Below are 19,191 nucleotides of genomic sequence, written 5' to 3' on the forward strand. Positions count from 1 at the left end.
AAGATGGAGACAACAGTGAAGAGACTCCCAAAGCTTCTTAAAACACTTGCAGTATTTGCGGCGATCTTGGCTTCACCATATACGCTCGGCGCGGACAGCAAGGTTACGGCTTTTGGTGCCGAGGCGGCCGGAAACAAGGAAGGGACCATTCCGGCCTACACCGGTGGAGTCACACAGGCTCCGCCGGGTTTCAAGCCGGACTCGGGAAAATGGGTCAATCCGTTCCCCGGTGAAAAGCCCGTTCTTCAGATAACCGCGCAAAACTACGAGCAATACGCGGACAAGTTGAGTGCGTCTTCAATTGAATTATTCAAGCGCTATCCGACCTACAGGATGGACGTTTATCCGACTCACCGCAGCGTTTCCTACCCGGACTGGTATCTGGAGAACTCCACCAAGAACGCTCAGACCGCGAAGCTCGAAAAGAACGGTCTCTCCCTGACAGGAGCCTTCGGCGGGAAACCGTTTCCCGTGCCGAAGAACGGACAGGAAGCATTGTGGGACTGGGAGTTGCGTTACCGCGGTACGGCCGAACGCGACAACACGAAGAATTGGTTGGTGGACTCGAGTGGTACGCCGATCCTCGCCTCACAATTCAAGACCTCCCTCTATTACCCGTACTTTGATACGAAGAAGGAGGAAGAATTCAAGAAGAAGGGTGGCCTCGCGAATACCTATTACGTGCTCAACGACTACGCAGCTCCAGCGCGATTGATCGGCAATACGAATCTGTTCTGGTACTTCATGGACACCGCGGATCACGATCAACAATCGTGGGAATACAATCCGGGGCAGCGCCGAGTGCGGGTCGCGCCGGATCTTGCGTACGATACGCCGAACCCCGGTTACTCGGGGGCAGTCACGATGGATGACAGTGCGCTTTTCTACGGACGCATCGATCGCTGGGACGCCAAGCTCGTGGGCAAGAAGGAAATGTACATCCCGTATAACGACTATAAGCAGCAGTATGAAACGCCGGCGAGCAAGATCCTCACGCCGCATTTCATCAACCCGGATTACGTACGCTGGGAACTTCACCGCGTATGGGTCATTGAGCTGAAGCTAAAACCCGGTGCACGCCACATATATAGCCGCAAGACGCTTTATGCCGACGAAGACGGTGGCGGCGGGGTAATGGACGCTTACGACCAGTCGGGCAAGCTGTATCGCGGCGGATTCCAGACGACTGTCCCCGCGTACGACTACAAGATTCCGTACTCGGTCGCCGACTGGTTCTATGACTTCAACAACGGTGTCTACATCTTCGGCAGCCACCCCGCCGAGGCGCCGGGAATCACATTCAACATGAGCTTCCCATCCGGGTACTTCACGCCGGAACGCTTGCAATCCTCGGGCGTGCGCTAGGGTCTGTTTACATTCGATGAAATGTGTTTACATCTTGTTTTTTGCACGATCAAGGCAAGATGGTCCGAACATTACTGAGCGACGAGGTATGGGCACGAATCGAGTATGTCCTGCCAGGCAAGGAAGGCGACCCGGGGCGAACGGCAGCCGACAATCGGTGGTTTGTCGAGGCCGTTCTCTGGATCGGCCGCACGGGTTGTCCGTGGCGCGACTTGCCGAAGGAATTCGGCCGATGGCATACGGTGTACATGCGCTTCTCCCGGTGGCGTCGCAAAGGCGTGTGGGAACGCGTGGCACATGCGGTATCCGACGAGACGGAAATCAAACGCGTGCTGATCGACTCGACCATCGTGCGAGCACACCAGCATTCGGCAGGCGCCCGAAAAAAGCGGCCCGCAAGCGCTCGGCCGCTCACGAGGAGGATTGACGACCAAGTTGCATCTGGCCGTTGATGAAGCCGGGCGGCCGCTGCGAATGATTGTCACGCAAGGACAGGTCTCGGACATTTCGTGTGCGCACGAATTGGTCGAGCATCTGCGCACGGGCGCCGTGATTGCTGACAAAGGTTACGACTCGGACGCCTTCGTGAACACCATCCGCGCTACGCGCGCGAAGGCCGTTATCCCGCCGCGTTCGAATCGAAAGACCAAACGTCGGTACAGCCGCGTGCTGTATCGAACTCGGAACATCGTCGAACGCTTCTTCAATCGCATCAAACATTTTCGTGGTGTCTCCACTCGTTACAACAAGCTCGCCGGTAACTATCTCGCCTTCGCGGTGCTTGCTTGCGCCTTTGGACCGCTGGTGAGAATGTGAACAGGACCTAGTTGTCTAGCTATGTAAGCGTGACAAAAATCCGCGGCGTCCCGCCCTGCTCTTGTGCGGCAGGCTGCTGCGGGTCCGGGTCGCACCTCCCCGGAGCGCATGCAGTCCACCGGTATCCAATAGTTGGCGGTCATGCAGCAAGCACGCCGTGCCGGCGAGACTCAATACGGCACGAAAAAACATAGGGTCCAGGGCCGCCCGTGTCGTTGGGCGGCGTTAACTGTGGAGGAGACGTAATGCGCCATACCATGTTTCGTTGTCTTGCGTTGGCGGCTGCAGCAAGCTTGGCGAGTAGTGCGGTTCACGCAAGGTTCGCCGACCCAATGCACTCGCCGGCAATCGTCAACCCGTGGGCAGCACACGAACCGATGATGGCCGTCGCCCGTGCCGGGCAACGACTGGTCGCAGTGGGGCCGCGCGGAGTCATCCTTGTCTCGGACGACGATGCCGCTCATTGGCGCCAGGTGAGCGTGCCAGTGAGTTCAGATCTTGTCGCGGTGACCTTCAAGTCCGCAACGCAGGGCTGGGCAGTTGGCCACGACGGCGAAGTTCTCCATACGTCCGATGGCGGCGGCACCTGGGTGCGTCAGCTCGATGGCGAACAGGCTGCGAAGCTGATGACCGACTACTACGCGAAGCAGCAAGGCGCATCGGCCGCACTCAAGGCGTCGCGAGAGGAGGCTCAGCGCTTCGTGGCGGATGGGGGGGGCGTCCGTTCCTCGATGTGTGGTTCGACGACGAGCACTCTGGCTGGGTCATTGGGTCATTCAACATCATCTTTCATACCGAAGACGGCGGCTTCAGCTGGGTCCCATGGTTCGACCGCGTCGATAATCCGGAAGCCCTGAACCTGCATGCGATGCGTCGTATTGGCGGAACGCTCTATATCGTGGGTGAGCAGGGTCTTCTCCTGAAACTCGATCCCGACAAAAAGCGCTTCGTCGCAGTTTCCTTGCCGTCGAAGGGCAGCCTCTTCGGACTCGCTTCTGCTGGCAATGCAATGATCGCGTACGGGCTCCTCGGTAACGCCTACCGTTCCACTAATGGCGGTGTTACCTGGACCAAGATAACCCTGCCGACCAGCGCAAGCATTCTCGCTTCGGCGGAACGCGCGAATGGTCATTTGCTGCTCGCCACGCAGGCCGGCGAATTGCTCGAGAGCAGCGATCAAGGCGCAACGTTTCACAGGCTGACCGTGAGCCAGCCGGGCGGTATCTTTGCCATGTCGCTGCGGGATGACACTGCAGTGGTGGCCGGTGGACACGGCCTGTCGCGAATCGCATTGGCGAAGTCGAAATAACGGAGAGCAGACATGGCTGGCGGCAACAATGCCCAATTCGGCAAGATGCCTGTTGTGAAGGATCTTGCCCAGTTCGATTTGCGTTCGGGCAATGCGCTCGAGCGGTTGATTTTCAACCGGCGTCCCTGGCTTATCATCGTCTGCTCGATCATCACGGCAGTACTCGGGTTTCAGGCGATGCGGCTCGACGTGAATGCGAGCTTCGAAAAGATGATTCCGCTCTCACATCCCTACATCAAGAACTATCTCGCGAACAAGGCCGACCTGAAAGGGCTCGGCAACTCGCTCCGTGTTGTCGTCGAGAATCCTTCGGGCGATATCTACGATCCCAAGTACCTGGCGGCGTTGCGCCGTATCAATGACGCATTGTTCCTGATTCCGGGCGTTGATCGACCTGGCGTGAAATCTCTGTGGATGCCGATCGTTCGCTGGAATGTGGTCACCGAGAAGGGTTTCGCGGGCGGCGCTGTCATGCCGGATGGTTTCGACGGTTCGGCACAGTCGATTGACCAACTGCGCACGAACGTTGCGCGCGCAAACATCGTCGGTAGCCTCGTTTCCAACGATTTGCATTCGAGCATGATCCAGCTGCCGCTGCTCGACCACTACGCCAACACAGGAAAGTCGCTCGACTATGCGAAGCTCTCGCATCAGATCGACGAAGCGATCAAGACCGAGGGCCGTGGAGAAGTGAAAGTACACGTGGTGGGCTTCGCCAGGCTGATCGGCGATCTCATCGATGGCTTGAAGCAAGTCGCGATGTACTTCGGTGTCGCCGCGGTGATCGCGCTCGGCGTGATCTTTCTCTACACGCGTTGCTATCGCAGCACGCTGCTGGTGGTGGTTTGCTCGCTCATTGCGGTGGTCTGGCAGCTCGGCATCATCCGTACGCTCGGCTACGTGCTGGATCCGTATTCGGTGCTGGTTCCGTTCCTCGTGTTCGCGATCGGCGTCTCGCATGGCGCGCAGAAAATGAACGGGATCACGCAGGACATCGGGCGCGGCACACACCGATACGTAGCGGCGCGCTACACGTTCCGGCGGCTTTTCCTCGCCGGTCTCACGGCATTGCTTGCCGATGTGGTCGGCTTCGCCGTGTTGATGGTCATCGACATTCCGGTCATCAAGGACCTAGCGCTTACGGCGAGCGTGGGCGTGGGCGTACTTGTCTTTACGAACCTGCTGCTGCTGCCGGTGCTGCTCTCGTACATCGGAGTGAGCCCGGCTGCCGCGCAGCGCAGTGTGCGCGGCGAGCAAAACGATGCCACCGGAGCTTCCTCGGTGGGCGCGCTGTGGAATTTGCTGGACCGCTTCACGGAACGGCGCTGGGCCGTGGGCGCGATCGTGTGCGCGGCGCTGCTCACAGCGGTGGGCTGGTCGATCAGCCAGCATTTGCAGATCGGCGACCTCGATTCCGGTGCCCCCGAACTCAGAGCCAATTCGGGCTACAACCTCGACAACGCCTATACGAATGCGCATTTCGGGCTGTCGAGCGATCTGTTCGTAGTGGTCGGCAAGTCGTTGCATGGTACCTGCGACGCGAACAATTTTCCGCTCGTGCTCGAAGCGGATCGACTCGAAAGCACGCTGCGCGGCGTGCCGGGTGTGCAGACGACGACTTCGGTTGGCAGTCTCGCGCGCTGGGTGACTTCGGGCTTTTACGAGGGTTATCCGAAATGGTACACGATCGACCGTGTGCCCTCGATCATCAACAAGACCGTCTGGCAGATCCTGCTCGACCATCCGGACTTGATCAGCCAGACCTGCGGTACCGCGCCGGTCATTGCGTATCTGACGGATCACAAGGCGGCAACGCTCACCCACGTGATGACCGTTGCAGAGGAGTTCGCGCAGGCGCACAGTAATGCGGACCACCAGTTCCTGATGGTCGCCGGCTCGGCGGGTATTGACGCGGTGACGAACGTGGTGGTCGCGGAGGCGAACCGCACGATGCTCTTCATGGTGTACGCGGCGGTGATCCTGCTGTGCTTCATCACATTCCGCAGTTGGCGCGCGGTGATCGTGGCTGTCGTGCCGCTGGGCATCACGTCGGTGCTGTGCGAAGCGCTCATGGTTAAGCTCGGTATCGGCGTGAAAGTCGCGACGCTGCCCGTGATCGCACTGGGCGTGGGGATCGGTGTCGACTATGCGCTTTATCTGCTGAGCGTGCAGCTCGCGTATCAGCGCACCGGACAACCGCTGCGCGTGGCCTACCGCCATGCCGTGCAGTTCACCGGCAAGGTCGTGGCGTTGGTCGGTGTGACGCTGGCAGCGGGTGTGGTGACATGGACGTTCTCCCCGATCAAGTTCCAGGCGGATATGGGCATTCTGCTCACATTCATGTTCCTCTGGAACATGATCGGTGCGCTGATCCTCATTCCGGCGCTGTCGCATTTCCTTCTGCAAGGGATTTCCGGCAATGCAGCGGCGAAAACCACCGTCTTCAATGCGACAAACGCCAAGGTCCGCAGCGGCGAGTCAACCCTGCGGTCGTAATCGTGTAGCGTGCGTTGTGCTACGCCACGTTTCTCGTAAATGAAGCGGCCTACTGTCAGTAATGATGGTGGGCCGAATGGTTTGCAAGACAGGCGTGGTCCGCGCGCGGAGCGCACCGAACCTATATGACGGACATGCCGAAGACTGCTTGTTACTGCACCTTCACCAGACACAAGGATCACCATGCCTGAAGCACTGAGCCGCACTCGCCCCGACCTGCCGATCGCCGTCGTGGTGGGAGCGGGCAACATGGGGATGGCCATCGCCCGTCGACTGGGCCAGCAGCATCGCCTGTTGTTGGCCGACCTCAACCCTACGCACCTAGACACTGTAGCCACCACGTTGCGCGACGAAGGCCATGTCGTCGAGGTACAACGCTGCGACGTTTCGGATGAGGCGTCCGTCGCGGCACTGGCCTCGCGCACCGCTGCGCTGGGTAGATTGGGCGTGCTGGCCCACGTGGTGGGCTTGACGCCCAGCATGGCGGACTGGCGCAGCATCATGACCGTGAACCTGGTCGGACCGGCGTTGACCTCCGCAGCTTTCTTGCCACTGGCCTGTGAGCGCACTGCAGCGATCTACATTGCGTCGCTAGCCGCTCACATGGGTGGTGCCGACGAACGCGCCATGCCATTGCTCGACGACCCGCTCGCGCCTGATCTGCTCGCGCGGGTCGAGGCCGTGCTGGGGGGGCCACCAGCGACGACGATGAGCTACATGCTGTCGAAGACAGCCCTGGTGCGCATGTGCCAGCGCCAAGCGGCGGCTTGGGGCCGTCGACAGGCCCGCATCGTCTCGCTATCACCAGGGTTGATCGCATCGCACCAGGGCGCGATGGAGTTCAAGAACCAGCCACTGAAAGTGCAGCTGCTGGATCGCACCCCGCTGGCACGGCAAGGCAGCTTGCTGGAGATCGCTGACGTGGTGGCGTTCCTCGCATCGGAGCAAGCCTCCTTCATCACCGGCACCGATCTGCTGGTGGACGGCGGCGTCAGCGCAGCCTTGCGCCATCCTCAGTAAAACCGACCGGCCCACCACTTGGGCCGGAGGTGCCGGGCACATCCGGCAACCGGCTGCCAGGGTTCATCGGCCAAGTTCGGCTTTAAGATTCGATACCGGAACATTAAACGTCCACCATGTCACAAGATCCTGTCGTCATTGTTTCCTGCGCTCGCACACCCCTCGGCGCCTTTCAGGGCGAATTCGCGGGCCTCACCGCTCCGCAGCTCGGTGGCGCCGCCATCCAGGCTGCAGTCGAACGCTCGGGTCTCACCGCGAACCACATTCAGGAAGTGCTGATGGGTTGCGTGTTGCCCGCCGGCGTGGGCCAGGCATCGGCACGCCATGCCGCGCTGCTGGCCGGCATGCCCCTGTCGGCCGGGTGCACGACCATCAGCAAGGGGGGATGCGGCTATTTTCTTGGACTGATTTACGTTGCTAACCCGAGGCTTTCACGGTACTCGATGGGGCTGAGATAGCCAAGGGAGCCCTTGATCCGTTTCTCGTTGTACCAGCGAACGTAGGCGTCCAGTACCTCAACGAACTCCGCGATGGTCGTCGAACGCCAGTCTCCTGTATAGAACATCTCAGTCTTTAGCCTGCCGAAGAATCGTATGCGATCCACGAATGACGTCCCTCAGAGCAAATCGGTGGAGCGCTTGAGGTGCGGTAAGGAAGCGGATCAGCGCAGGTCGGCCGGCATTTTCCAGGGCAGCAACGCGTCGTAGTCGTCGACGCTCTTTGCTAGCGGTAGGTGTTGGAACAGCCAGGTGAGATAGCGATAGGGGTCGATGCCATTCGCCTTGCAGGTCTCGACGAGAGAGTACAGATTGGCACTCGCGTGCGCGCCGTCGGCGGTATCGCTGAACAACCATCCGCGGCGGCCGACGCAGAACGGCCGAATCGCGTTTTCACAGGGGGTGTTGCTGATCGGCCAGTCGCCGTTTTCGACGTAGCGGATGAGCTTCGGCCACTGCGAACGCAGATAGGTTAACCCCTTGCCGAGCAGGCTCTTCGGCGCGACACCGGGTGACTGCTCGACCATCAGCGTGTGGATCGCTGCGAGCACATGTGTGCTGTAACGTCGTCGCAATCGCTGTCGTCGCGATGCCGACCATGTTTCACTACGCGCTTCGGCCGCGAACAGCTTGCCGACCAGCTTGATGAAGCGCGTCGCGAGCAGATCCGGTGTGCGCGCTGCCTTCGGCACGCTGTCTTCCGCTTTAACGAAGTACCGTCTCACGTGAACCCAGCATCCCAGATGTACGAGTTGGTGACGCTCAGCGATGTCGTTGTAGGGTTCGTAGCCATCGGTCATCATGACCGCGCCCGCACGGATGCCGGTGAACAGCTTGTCGCCAAGCCAGGCGCCACGTCCCGGTGTATAGGTAAAGCAGCGGATGGGCATACCCGAACCCGTCATCTGCGCCCACAGGTAACTCTTCGTTTGCGCGCGGCGGCCTTCTTCTTTCAGCACCTGGAGCGTCGTCTCGTCGCAGTAGATCAGCTCGGCATCAAGCAGCGCGTCGCGCATCAGGTTGATGACGGGCTGCGCAGCAAGGCCGACGCGAACCATGCTCGCGGCGATCGTGTTCGATGAGATGTCGCCGCCGAAGCGGCGCAGCAAACCGGCTTGCCGATACAGTGGCATGCCGAACTGATACTTGCCGGTGGCAATCCACGCGAGCGCCGATTCGCTCAACAGTCCGCGGGGAATGATACGTGGCGGCGCCGGCGTCACCTTGATGCCGAGCTCACAGCACGGGCACGCATATTTGACGCGCTGGTGCTGGATCACCCGAAGCTGCTCAGGGATCACCGTGAGCTGTTCGCTGATCTCCACGCCGAACTCGACGAGTGCGTGACCGTCGATCACGCAGAAGCGTTCGGCTTCGGGTAGTTCGTGCCGTACGATGTCGCGCGGCAGGTTGGGATCGAGCGGTTTGCGATGGCCGCGCTTTTTGCGCGTATGGGCGACGACCGTCGTATCGGGTGCATCTTCCTGCGCGGGCGTCGCGTTTGCGCCCAGCGCTTCGGCCTCGTTGAACAGGCCGAGCTGATCGGAGTCCCGTGCTTCACTCTTCGCGCCAAACAATTCGCGACGGTAGGAGCGCAGTCGCTCTTCGGCCAGATCGCGTTCCGCAGTCACGAGACGCACCATGCTACGCAATTCGTCTCGCTCTTGCTGAAGCGCTGCGTGCTGCTCACGTATCGCGAGCAGCGCGGCCAGTTCATCGGCGGTGACGGTGACTTGAATCGTACGCGGTCTTTTAACGACGCCCCTCAGTGGTTGAGGGCAGCAGGCATTCTCCAAGGCATGAGATCGGCGTAGTCGTCGGCAGTTGCAGCGAGCGGCAACCTGGTGAACAGCCAGACCAGATAGCGATACGGCTCGATGCCGTTCGCCTTGCACGTCTCGACGAGGGAGTACAGGTTGGCACTGGCCTGCGCGCCGGCGACAGTATCGGAGAACAGCCAGCCCTTGCGGCCGACGACGAACGGCCGGATCGCGTTCTCGCACAGGTTGTTCGAGATCGGCCAGTTGCCGTTACCGACGTAGCGGACCAGCTTGGGCCACTGTCCGCTCATGTACTGCAATGCCTTGCCGAGCAGACTCGACGGCACGACGCCTGGCAGATGCTCGACCAGCATGCGCTCGATGATGGTGAGCACGCGGGCGCTGTACCGGGCACGCAGTCGCTGCCGGCGTTCAGACTTCCACTTCGCGCTGCGCGCCTCGGCCGCGAACAGCTTGCCGATCAGCACGACGAAGCGCGTCGCCAGTAGGTCCGGCGAGCGTGCCGCCTTCGGCACCGACTCCTCGGCCTTGATGAAGCCGCGGCGCACGTGTGCCCAGCATCCGAGATGCACGAGCTGGTGATCGTGGGCGATGCCGTTGTAGAGCTCGTACCCGTCAGTCATCAGCACGGTGCCAGGCTGCACGCCGGCATAGAGCTTCTGCGCATGCTGGGCGCCGCGCCCCGGCGAGTACGAGAACATCCGCACAGGCGGCCCCGAGCTGTTGACCTGCGCCCACAGGTAACTCTTCGCCTGCGGCCTTCGTCCCGGCTCCTTCAGCACCTGGAACGTTGTCTCGTCGCCGTAGATCAGGTCCGATTCGAGCAGCGCGTCGCGCATCAGATTGATCACCGGCTGCGTGGCGAGCCCCACCCGCACTACGCTGGCGGCCAGCGTGTTCGACGAGATGGCGCCGCCGAAGCGACGCAGCAGCGTGGCCTGGCGATACAGCGGCATGCCGTACTGGTACTTGCCGGTGATGATCCACGCCAGCGCGGATTCCGTGAGCAGCCCGCGAGGGATGATACGCGCCGGTGCGGGCGTGACCTTGATACCGAGATCGCAGCATGGGCACGCGTATTTGACCCGTTGGTGCTGAACGACGCACACTTGCTCGGGAATCACGTCGAGCTGTTCGCTCGTTTCCACGCCGATCTCGACGAGAGCATGGCCATCATGCGCGCAGAACCGTTCGGACTCGGGCAACTCGTGTCGCACGACCTCGCGCGGCAGGTTCGGATCGAGTGGTTTGCGCCCACGCTTGCCGCGCGTGTGAGCGGCGACCGATGTGCCGGGCATATCCTCGCGCGCGGGCGCGTCGGTAGTCGTCGCCAGCGCCTCGGCTTCGTTGAACAGACCGAGCTGGTCAGCATGGCGCGCTTCGCTCGATGCGCCGAACAGTTCGTGCTTGTAGGCCCGCAGTTTCTCCTCGGCCAGATCGCGCTGAGCCGTCACGAGTCGAAGCTCACCGCGCAGCGCATCGCGTTCGGCGCTCGCGGCAATCAGCGCCTCGTACTCCTCGGCGCTCAACATGACGGGATTGTTCGGCATGGCCGGTTAGACCATGTCGCCCTCGTCGTGTTCAGCTCATCCGCGCGTAATATCGCTGGGGATGCTTCTGGATCACGGCCAGGTCGATTCCGTCGAGCAGCCAGTGCAACTGCTCAGCGCTGAGCGTGATCGTGTCGCCTCCGTTCGGCCAGACGAAGCGGTCGGCTTCGAGTCGCTTGAGCAGCAACCAGAAGCCGTTGCCGCCCCAGCCGAGAATCTTGATGCGATCGCGTCGTCGGTTGCCGAACACGAACAGCGCCGAGGTCATCAGATTCAGGCGCATCGCCTGTTCGACCAGAATCGACAACCCGTTGATGCCCATGCGGAAGTCGACTGGATCGCGATGCAGATAAACCTTCAGCTCTTCGTCGAACCGGAACACGGCAGCCTCCCGAGCATCTGGATCACCGTGGCCAGCTCATCGACACTCGCCTCGCCGAGATCAAATTCGACACCATTGGACAAGCGCACATGTAACGAGAGCGCCATCAACGACGGGGCTGGTGGCAGTACTGGGGAAACGGCAGGCACGGTCGACGCAGTCGTGACGACAGGAACGAATGCCCGCGCTTCACTCATCGGAACCCGACGGGCAGTGCCCGGAATGTCGATCGATACGCCGTCGATCACCAGCGGGTCCGGCCTCGTTGGGGTTTGCAGCGTATGCTGCTGATGGCGCGAGATCCAGCGGCGCAACTGATTCGGATTGACGTCATGGTCCATAGCCGCCCGGGCGATCGATACCCCCGGCTTCAGGCAAAACTCGACCAGCTCCCGCACGGCATCTTCATCAAATTCCCGCCGGCCATCCCGTCGTTGGCCAACTACCAGTCTGCTTCGAAGGTCCTGTTTCTCTGTCATCATGGTCTGAGTGCATGTGTCCACGCGGACACTTAGCATCTGACCTTATGCCTACCATTGGTAGGGCGTCGTTTATTGACGGCTTACCTTGAATCGGCATGCTGATTGGACAGGCATGCCAATTCGATGTTCAGCTCACGCGTAAATATTTCCGCGTCGGATGCCGCTGGACCGTGGTAATGTCGTCGCCGTCGAGCAACGCGTGCAGCAGCTCCGTCGTCATGGTCACGACTTCGGTTTTCTTGTCAGGCCAGATGAACTGATCAGCCTCGAGGCGCTTCATTAGCAACCAGAAGCCGTTCCCATCCCAGCCGAGGATTTTGATCCGATCGCGACGTCGATTGCCGAACACGTAGAGCGACGCATCCATCGGGTTCAGGCGCATCGACTGTTCGACGAGAATCGAGAGGCTGTTCATGCCGTACCGAAAGTCGACAGGATCGCGGTGCAGGTAGACCTTCAAGCCTTCGTCGAACCGGAACACGGCAACCTCCCGAGCATTTGAATGACGGTGGCCAATTCGTCGATGCTTGCTTCGCCAAGATCGAACTCAACGCCATTCGATAGACTCACGTGCAGCGAGAGCGCCATCGGTCGAGTTGCAGGCAATAGCTCTGGTGGTTGTTCGCACGGCGATGCGGTAGCCGCTACGATCGGCACGAACGCCGATGGCGTACTGGGGAGGTCGATCGTGACGCCGTCAGAAATCGCGGGCGTTCGAGCGACTCGCTCGTGTTCGAGTTGCGCCTGAATCTTCTGGTAGCGGGCGATCCAACTGCGCAGGAGGTTCGGATTGGGACCATGCTCCATGGCGGTCCGTGCTATTGAAACGGTAAGCGTATCGTGAGGGCCGTTCTTGAACTCGCAGGTAGGAGGGCCCAAAGTAGTTCCCACTATTTTGAGTAGTGGGAACTACTTTGGGCTCAGAGAAGATATCCGCGGGCAGTCGCAAGGGCCGCCCGAATCACAGTCCGGAGTTTCGGCGTCGGATGGTCGAGGCTGCGTGCGAACCAGGTGTGTCGGTGTCCAACCTTGCTCGTGAACACGGTCTGAACGCGAACATGCTGTTTAGATGGCGACGCGAGTATAGAGCTGCGCAGGCCAAGGCAACCGAATTGATTCCAGTGACCATAGTGGCCGATATGCCGAGCGTCGTCGCTCCAGAGGTGTCGATCGCGGCTCTCAAAGTTGCGGAGCCGGCCGCGCCTGGCGGCACGATCGAAGTGCGAATCGGTCGCGCCGTAGTCAAGGTAGATGGCGTGGTCGATCTCGAAACACTGCGGGCGGTGCTGGGGAGTTTGAAGTCGTGATCGGCCTGCCGGCGGGTACGCGGGTATGGATCGCAGCAGGCGTCACCGATATGCGCTGTGGTTTTCCCGGCCTGGCGGCGAAGGTGCAGACGGCGCTGTGCGAGAATCCGCTGAGTGGTGACGTGTTTATTTTTCGCGGGCGCCGTGGGGACCTGATCAAGATTTTGTGGGCGACCGACGACGGGATATGGCTGCTTGCGAAACGGCTCACGAGCGGGCGTTTTGTCTGGCCGCAGGCCGACGGCGGCAAGATCTATCTGACGACGGCCCAGCTGTCCATGGTTCTTGAGGGGATCGATTGGCGGCAACCTCGTCGAACGGCCACGCTGTCGATGGCGTAGTGGTTGTAAACCGCGTGGGAAGCTCGTAAACTGCGCGGCATGCCGCCCGACGATGATCTACCCGACGACGTTGCCATCTTGAAGGCCTTAGAGGCCAGTTCAAAAAGGCTGCTCGATACGCCTGAAGATGTTCCAACAGACAAGCGAGCAGCCGAGTTTGAGAAATGCTTCGTGAATGTCAGCACGTCGCTCGAAGCGAGTGCGTAGACGTCGAAAATTGTGGAGCCATGAGTGCGTGCGTTCGACCACCCAACGATACTTGCCGAGTCCGCTACCGTGTTCGGTCCGGCGCTTGGCAATCACCGGCTCGATACCGCGATTTCGCAATGCTTGCCGATGTCGCTCAGAGTCGTAGCCGCGATCGGCATAGACCACGCGAGGCCGTTGAATCGGGTGGCCGCGTAGGCCGCGAATCGATGGAATTGCGTCGATAAGCGGCAGCAACTGCGTAACATCGTTGACGTTCGCGCCAGTCAGGATCGCGGCGAGAGGTGTGCCATTGGCGTCGGTGACGATGTGATGCTTGGAGCCGGGTCGCGCGCGATCGGTGGGGTTCGGGCCAGTTTTTGGCCCGCCCCAACGGCCCGTACCGATGATGAATCGACGGCGGCACGCGAGAAATCGATCTGGTCGGCTGCCCGAAGTTTGGCGAGCAACAGTTCGTGGAGGCGATCCCACACGCCGGCCTCGTGCCAGTCGCGAAGCCGGCGCCAACAGGTCGTCCCCGAGCCGAAGCCGAGCTGCGTCGGCAGATGGTTCCATCGAATACCGGTCTTGAGCACGAACAGGATGCCGTTTAATGCTGCTCGATTCGGAACCGGAAACCGTCCTGGGTTCTTCGTTCGCCGCGGTTTCGGTGGCGGCAGTAATGGTTCTATGAGTATCCACAATTCGTCATCAACGATCGGCGATTGCATTCCTCATGATCCCGTTGCTCAGATGCGTGAGGTTAACAGGTCGCCGGTGAAGTTAACAGCCCCTTCGGGGTCTTTTTGAACTGGCCTCTTACTGATCGAGGCTCGCGCCTCGCTTGCCGAGCGCGATATTGAGATCGTTGATCGGGACCGAGAAATCGAGCGCCTGAAGGCGCAAATCGACAAACTTCGTCGGATGCACTTCGGTCACAAGTCCGAGCAGTTGGACCGGCTCGAAACGCAGCTCGAGAATCTGGCCAGCGAACAAGGTGTTGCAGATGTTCGCCGAGCGCGCGCTCGGGCACCGAGCTCAGGAATCTCCATCAAGACGCCGAAGGAAACGCTGCCGTCTCATCTGCCACGCGAAGAGCGTGTGCTTGCCCCTGATCCGATTTGTGCGAAGTGCGGTAGCGTCATGCGCCCGCTCGGCGAGGATATGTCAGAGCAGCTCGCGCGCGTGACGGCGGCGTTCAAGGTGATCCGCACGATCCGCCGCAAGATGAGTTGTACCCGATGCAACCATATCGCGCAGCCGCCGATGCCGGGACTGCCGATTGAACGCAGCATCGCTCATCCCAGCCTGCTTGCCGACATCCTCGTTTCGAAGTATGGGGATCACGTTCCGTTGTATCGGCAAACTGCGATTGCGGCCCGCGACGGTGTGCGTCTGGATCGCGCCAACATGGCTCGCTGGATCGGTCAATGCGAAGAGCTCTGCCGACCGCTGATCGAGGCACTACGGCGCTATACGATGGCGCCGGAGAAACTTCATGCGGATGACACGCCGATCCCCGTGCTTGAGCCCGGCAAAGGGAAAACCGTGACGGGCCGCTTATGGGTCTACGTGCGTGATGATCGACGTTCCGGTTCGACACAACCCGCGGCCGTCTGGTTTGCCTACTCGCCGGACCGCCAAGGAATCCACCCTCAGACTCATCTCGCCGGATTCGAAGGTGTCCTGCAGGCGGACGGTTACGCTGGGTTCAACGAACTGTATGAGAGCAGGAAGATCCGCCAGGCAGCATGTTGGGACCACGCGAGACGCTATCTGTTCGAGGTCCACGAATCCGGCCCGTCAGAATTTACAACTCAAGTCCTTGACATGATCGGCGAGCTCTACGGCATCGAAGCCGAGATCCGAGGCAAGCCACCCGATGAGCGTCTACGTGTTCGGCAAGAAAAAAGCAAACCACTGCTCTCGTCTCTCGAAGTACGCTTGAGGGAGAAACTTGAGACGCTCTGGCCGAAGGCACCGCTGGCTGCTGCGATCAACTACTCGCTAAATCGTTGGGAGGCACTCATACTGTTCTGCGATGACGGTCGAATCGAGATCAGCAACGTGCTGGCTGAAAACGCGTTACGCTGCGTATCGCTCGGCAGGAAGAACTTTCTGTTCGCCGGTTCCGACAGCGGCGGAGCGCGGGCGGCCGCGATGTACAGTTTGCTCGGGTCATGCAAACTCAACGGCATCAACCCGCGCACCTACCTCGAATACGTGCTCACGCACATCGCCGATTACCAGATCAATCGTGTCGACGAATTGCTGCCCTGGAACGTCGCCAAGCTGCTGCTCCCAGTCCCCGGCACTGCGAACTGATCCGGTCTGCCCACGGCAGGCATAGCCTGCCGCGCTCTGCGTCGCCTGTCCAGAAAATTTTGGACGGCCCTCACGCTACGCTTACTTGAAACGCCAGGTTGCAGGCAGATCTGTACCAGTTCGTCTCGAGCGGCATCGTCATATTCTCGGCGCCCATCTCGCTTTCGGCCGATGACCAGTCGGCTACGCAGGTCTCGTTTTTCACTCATACACTCTGATACCAGCTGTCCACGTGGACACGTAGCATCAGAGTGAAGCGATTTCTAGACAAGGACGTCGTTAACGGATCGCATACGGGTTTTCGCCGCCGATTCCAGGATGCGCTGTGCGGTCGCCGGACCACCGGTGAAGGTGATCTTGTCCACCCCATGGTGGCTGGTCAGCGCACCGCCGGCGTCTGCGCCGCCGTGCACCAGGTTGACCACACCGGGCGGGATGCCGGCTTCTAGGCACAGCTCGACGAACAGCTGCAGCGTAAACGGTGTGAATTCGGCCGGTTTGATGACGACGGTATTCCCTGCGGCTAGCGCCGGCGCGACCTTCATGCCCAGTGAGAGCAACGGCCCGTTCCATGTGACGATGATGCCGTACGGTTCCGGAAGCGTGTATGCGAACTCTTGGGGATGTGCGCGCGAGACGTCGCCGGTGATCTTGTCGGCCCAACCGGCGTAGTACGACACAAACTCGCAAGTGCCTTGCGCGATCAGCGTGGCGGTGCCGATAGGCATGCCAACTTCGAGCGCCGCGATGCGCGCGAAGTCATGGCTGTGGTCACGCAACCGCTGCGCCAGCCGGTTCAGCATGTCGCGCCGTCCGGTCGGGTGCGTGGAGCGCCAGGCAGGCAAGGGCTGCACGTGCCGCGGCGACAGCTGCATCGATCTCGGCAGAGCCCCCCAATGGCACTTCGGCCTGGGGTCGGCCTGTGGTGGGGTTGATCTGCAGGAAAGCCTCGGCGCTACCGGTGGTCGCGCGGTCAGCGCCGATGATGTGCGCGATCTTCGGCAAAGAAGCCTTGGCGGCATCATGGCGCGCATGCAGGGAGTCGGGTGTGCTCATGGAGTTCCTGGGATGGTCGGTGACGGCTACGGGTTGACTGTGGCCAGTCGCGCGTCAGTCACGCAGGCGGATGCGTCCGTCGCCGAAGGGTTCATCGCGCTGGCGAACGGCTTCTTTGACACCGAGTTCCTGGCAGTTGCGGCGGAATGCCATGCGTCCGGCCGACAGGTGTCCGCGTGCATCGGTTTCCGAGGCCAGGCGCTGCAGCGTGCGTGCGCCCATCAGCTCGAGTCCCAGGTTGACGATGCGCTTGTTGCAGGCGAGCAGATCGGGGCTGATGGCGGCAAAGCGGCGCGTCAGGTCGGCGATTTCCTCGTCGAGCTGGGCTGCGGGCACGGCCTTCAAAACCAGTCCGAGCCGCTCGGCGTCGCGACCGCTGATGGAATCGCCGGTCAGTAGGAAGCGCTTGGCCCATTGCGGGCCGATGTGATAGAGCCACATGTGTGAGGCGGGCGAGCCTTGCACCCGCACCGGTGGGTACCCGATGGAGGCGTTTTCGTCGGCGATCAGCAAGTCGCAGAGAAAGGCGATGTCGCTGCCATTGGCGATGCAGTTGCCGTGCAGTCGGCAGATCACGGGCTTGTGCATGTCAAAGGCAACCATGCGTAGTTCGGTGATGCGTTCCAACTGCCAACTGTCGTCATCGATGTTGGCGGAGGCACTGCGGTAGACCGGGGTATCTTCGTCCGCGTCGGCCGCTGTCGCTGAAGCGACCGGGTTCAGGTCATTGCCCGCCAAGTCCCAGCCCGCGCAGAAGTCGAGACCAGCGCCTGCCAGAACCACGCTGTGAACGTCCATCCGGTCATCGGCCTCCAGCAGCGCGTCATGCAGCTCCTGGAGCGTCTTCATCGTCAACGCGTTGCGTCGTTCGGGGCGGTTCAGCGTGATGTAGGCCGTCTTGTCACGGACGCTGAAAAGCAGGGTCTCAGTTGATTTCAGCCACTTACGCATAGTGATGTCGTGTTGTGAGAAGGGCACCGCTCAGGCGGTGTGGGGCGGCGAGAACGAGGTGGGCAGCAAGATGCGGCTGTGCATCGACAGCGGTGCCGGCGACTCGGCGCAGAACGCCAGCCAATCGGAGTCGCTCCACAACGCTTTGCGCCGGCGTGTGCGGTCGTCGAAGTCTTCGAAGGCCCACAGCTGGACGATCTCGCCCAGTTCGCCGATTTCCGTGGTGTAGTAGCCCACCAGCCGGCCGAGATGCTTACGGTGCAACGGGTGGCCGCGAACTGTGTACATTTCCAGGAAGCTCTTGATGAGTAGCGGGGGAAGGTGTAAACGCGCTGTTCGACGATCATGGCGGTTCCGTTGTCGTGGTCAGTGGCCGGAGAAATTGGGAGGGCGTTTCTCGCGGAACGCGGCGACGGCTTCCTTTGAGTCTTGTGTCTGGAAGCAGCGCGCCATGTGAGCAGCCTCAAGGTCGAGGGCGTCTTCAAGGCTCATGCGCTCGGCTGACAGCAGGTTGTGCTTGATGTGTCGCAGCGCGATCGGGGCCGACTGCGCCAGCTTCAATGCGACCGCCAGGGTTCGGGCGTCCAGTTCAGCGTCCGGCACGACGCGGCTCACCAAGCCGATCTCAAGCGCCTCCTGCGCCGAGACTTTCTCGGACAGGAACATCAGCTCACGCGCCTTGGTTGCCCCCACCAGCTTGAGTAGGAAATAGCTGGCGCCGGTGTCACCTGAAACGCCAATGCGCGAGAAGGCTGTCGTGAAGACGGCGGTATCGGACGCAATGCGGAAATCGCAGGCCATCGCCATGCTCAATCCGGCTCCTGCGGCTGCTCCGCGCACCATGGCGATCGTGGGTTTTCCCATGGTGTGCAGCAGCAACCCTATCTCCGAGTTGCGGCGGATACGAAGGGCGCGCTGCTCCAGGTCCTTCCATATCGGGTCATCGCCCCAACGCGCTTCCAGCGCGTTGTCTGGATCGACGCTGCCCAACGTCTTTAGATCGGCGCCACTGCAGAAATGTTCGCCGGCACCAGTCAGAATCAGGACACGCACGGCGGGGTCTTCGGCGGCTTCGCGCAGCCGGGCTACGAGCTGCGTGCCGATCTTCTGCGTGATGGCGTTGCGTACGCCGGGATTGTTCAGGGTCAGCGTAAGCACGCCATCGTTGAGCGTCGAAGTGATCGGTTCGTTCATGTCGAGTCGGGGTGTGGGAAGTCGCCTTGAAGCGACACAGCATGAGCCTCAAACATGGTTCTCTGCACACATTAGCGCGGAATTCAATAAAGATACATTAGCGTAACTATGTAGTGTCCAAGCGTCCCTGATG

20 protein-coding genes and 3 pseudogenes are annotated in these 19,191 nt (G+C 60.9%); 10 read left to right on the forward strand and 13 right to left on the reverse strand.

Going from position 1 to position 19,191, the window contains the following annotated elements; genetic code table 11:
- Positions 1-3: 3 nt before the first annotated feature.
- The 7 genes and pseudogenes from VXM69_RS33225 to VXM69_RS33255 form a co-directional block, all read left to right on the forward strand.
- Positions 4-1,365 (forward strand): DUF1329 domain-containing protein, encoded by a 1,362-nt coding sequence (locus tag VXM69_RS33225; RefSeq protein WP_175908117.1) that lies wholly within the window; start codon positions 4-6, stop codon positions 1,363-1,365.
- A 59-nt stretch (positions 1,366-1,424) separates the two neighbouring features.
- A protein-coding gene (locus VXM69_RS33230) for an IS5 family transposase (protein WP_367190414.1) occupies positions 1,425-2,181 on the forward strand; the annotation gives its coding sequence in 2 pieces (ribosomal slippage) (positions 1,425-1,747 and positions 1,746-2,181; 759 coding nt in all).
- A 380-nt stretch (positions 2,182-2,561) separates the two neighbouring features.
- Positions 2,562-2,738 (forward strand): annotated as a pseudogene (locus VXM69_RS33235) (WD40/YVTN/BNR-like repeat-containing protein); the annotation flags it as partial.
- A gap of 176 nt (positions 2,739-2,914) precedes the next feature.
- A complete protein-coding gene (locus tag VXM69_RS33240; RefSeq protein ID WP_367190415.1) occupies positions 2,915-3,490 on the forward strand; it encodes a WD40/YVTN/BNR-like repeat-containing protein in 576 nt (191 codons plus the stop codon).
- Between the two features lie 12 nt (positions 3,491-3,502).
- On the forward strand, positions 3,503-5,986 hold the full coding sequence (locus VXM69_RS33245) for an MMPL family transporter (protein WP_175908109.1): 2,484 nt from the start codon (positions 3,503-3,505) through the stop codon (positions 5,984-5,986).
- 183 nt (positions 5,987-6,169) lie between these two features.
- Positions 6,170-7,006 (forward strand): SDR family oxidoreductase, encoded by an 837-nt coding sequence (locus VXM69_RS33250; RefSeq protein WP_175908111.1) that lies wholly within the window; start codon positions 6,170-6,172, stop codon positions 7,004-7,006.
- Between the two features lie 116 nt (positions 7,007-7,122).
- Positions 7,123-7,398: pseudogene (locus tag VXM69_RS33255) on the forward strand (acetyl-CoA C-acetyltransferase); the annotation flags it as partial.
- Positions 7,399-7,415: 17 nt separating this feature from the next.
- Here the strand turns inward: VXM69_RS33255 and VXM69_RS33260 are convergent.
- The 7 genes and pseudogenes from VXM69_RS33260 to VXM69_RS33290 form a co-directional block, all read right to left on the reverse strand.
- Positions 7,416-7,595, reverse strand: a pseudogene (locus VXM69_RS33260) (IS3 family transposase); the annotation flags it as partial.
- Between the two features lie 72 nt (positions 7,596-7,667).
- Positions 7,668-9,146, reverse strand: a complete 1,479-nt coding sequence (locus VXM69_RS33265) for an IS66 family transposase (protein WP_367190416.1) — start codon at positions 9,144-9,146, stop codon at positions 7,668-7,670.
- Between the two features lie 122 nt (positions 9,147-9,268).
- On the reverse strand, positions 9,269-10,834 hold the full coding sequence (locus tag VXM69_RS33270; protein WP_175907236.1) for an IS66 family transposase: 1,566 nt from the start codon (positions 10,832-10,834) through the stop codon (positions 9,269-9,271).
- 31 nt (positions 10,835-10,865) lie between these two features.
- A complete protein-coding gene (gene tnpB / locus VXM69_RS33275) occupies positions 10,866-11,216 on the reverse strand; it encodes an IS66 family insertion sequence element accessory protein TnpB (RefSeq protein ID WP_121863073.1) in 351 nt (116 codons plus the stop codon).
- On the reverse strand, positions 11,192-11,734 hold the full coding sequence (locus VXM69_RS33280; RefSeq protein ID WP_175907237.1) for a transposase: 543 nt from the start codon (positions 11,732-11,734) through the stop codon (positions 11,192-11,194). Before VXM69_RS33280 ends, tnpB (VXM69_RS33275) begins: the two co-directional genes overlap by 25 nt.
- Before the next feature lie 91 nt (positions 11,735-11,825).
- Entirely contained in the window at positions 11,826-12,179 is a 354-nt protein-coding gene (gene tnpB / locus VXM69_RS33285) for an IS66 family insertion sequence element accessory protein TnpB (RefSeq protein ID WP_367190417.1), read from the reverse strand.
- Positions 12,155-12,505: a hypothetical protein gene (locus VXM69_RS33290; RefSeq protein ID WP_367190418.1), complete on the reverse strand. Its 351-nt coding sequence runs from the start codon at positions 12,503-12,505 to the stop codon at positions 12,155-12,157. Before VXM69_RS33290 ends, tnpB (VXM69_RS33285) begins: the two co-directional genes overlap by 25 nt.
- A 179-nt stretch (positions 12,506-12,684) precedes the next feature.
- On the opposite strand from VXM69_RS33290, the gene VXM69_RS33295 reads away from it, so the two are divergent.
- A complete protein-coding gene (locus VXM69_RS33295) occupies positions 12,685-13,005 on the forward strand; it encodes a transposase (RefSeq protein ID WP_175908250.1) in 321 nt (106 codons plus the stop codon).
- Entirely contained in the window at positions 13,002-13,346 is a 345-nt protein-coding gene (tnpB, locus tag VXM69_RS33300; protein WP_175908252.1) for an IS66 family insertion sequence element accessory protein TnpB, read from the forward strand. Before VXM69_RS33295 ends, tnpB (VXM69_RS33300) begins: the two co-directional genes overlap by 4 nt.
- 99 nt (positions 13,347-13,445) lie before the next feature.
- On the opposite strand, the gene VXM69_RS33305 is transcribed toward tnpB (VXM69_RS33300), so the two are convergent.
- A protein-coding gene (locus VXM69_RS33305) for an IS5 family transposase (RefSeq protein ID WP_175902521.1) occupies positions 13,446-14,263 on the reverse strand; the annotation gives its coding sequence in 2 pieces (ribosomal slippage) (positions 13,446-13,915 and positions 13,915-14,263; 819 coding nt in all).
- A 91-nt stretch (positions 14,264-14,354) separates the two neighbouring features.
- Here VXM69_RS33305 and VXM69_RS33310 point away from each other — a divergent pair.
- Positions 14,355-15,857 (forward strand): IS66 family transposase, encoded by a 1,503-nt coding sequence (locus tag VXM69_RS33310; RefSeq protein WP_175902871.1) that lies wholly within the window; start codon positions 14,355-14,357, stop codon positions 15,855-15,857.
- A gap of 263 nt (positions 15,858-16,120) precedes the next feature.
- Here VXM69_RS33310 and VXM69_RS33315 read toward each other — a convergent pair whose 3' ends face one another.
- The 5 genes from VXM69_RS33315 to VXM69_RS33335 all read right to left on the reverse strand — a co-directional run bounded on the left by VXM69_RS33315 (position 16,121) and on the right by VXM69_RS33335 (position 19,058).
- Positions 16,121-16,660, reverse strand: a complete 540-nt coding sequence (locus tag VXM69_RS33315) for an aldehyde dehydrogenase family protein (RefSeq protein WP_244135771.1) — start codon at positions 16,658-16,660, stop codon at positions 16,121-16,123.
- A complete protein-coding gene (locus VXM69_RS33320) occupies positions 16,629-16,913 on the reverse strand; it encodes a hypothetical protein (RefSeq protein WP_175907635.1) in 285 nt (94 codons plus the stop codon). The genes VXM69_RS33315 and VXM69_RS33320 overlap by 32 nt, the downstream gene beginning before the upstream one ends.
- Before the next feature lie 54 nt (positions 16,914-16,967).
- Positions 16,968-17,864 carry a crotonase/enoyl-CoA hydratase family protein gene (locus VXM69_RS33325; protein WP_175907639.1) on the reverse strand — a complete coding sequence of 299 codons (897 nt, stop codon included), beginning with the start codon at positions 17,862-17,864 and terminating at the stop codon, positions 16,968-16,970.
- Positions 17,865-17,894: 30 nt separating this feature from the next.
- Complete coding sequence (locus tag VXM69_RS33330) at positions 17,895-18,152, reverse strand: NIPSNAP family protein (RefSeq protein ID WP_367190419.1); 258 nt, start codon at positions 18,150-18,152, stop codon at positions 17,895-17,897.
- A gap of 78 nt (positions 18,153-18,230) precedes the next feature.
- Positions 18,231-19,058, reverse strand: a complete 828-nt coding sequence (locus VXM69_RS33335; protein ID WP_175907643.1) for an enoyl-CoA hydratase — start codon at positions 19,056-19,058, stop codon at positions 18,231-18,233.
- Positions 19,059-19,191 lie beyond the last annotated feature (133 nt).

Origin of the sequence: Burkholderia sp. Ed8, from assembly GCF_040761425.1 — a bacterium.
In the GTDB taxonomy this organism is placed as follows: Bacteria; Pseudomonadota; Gammaproteobacteria; order Burkholderiales; family Burkholderiaceae; genus Burkholderia; species Burkholderia seminalis.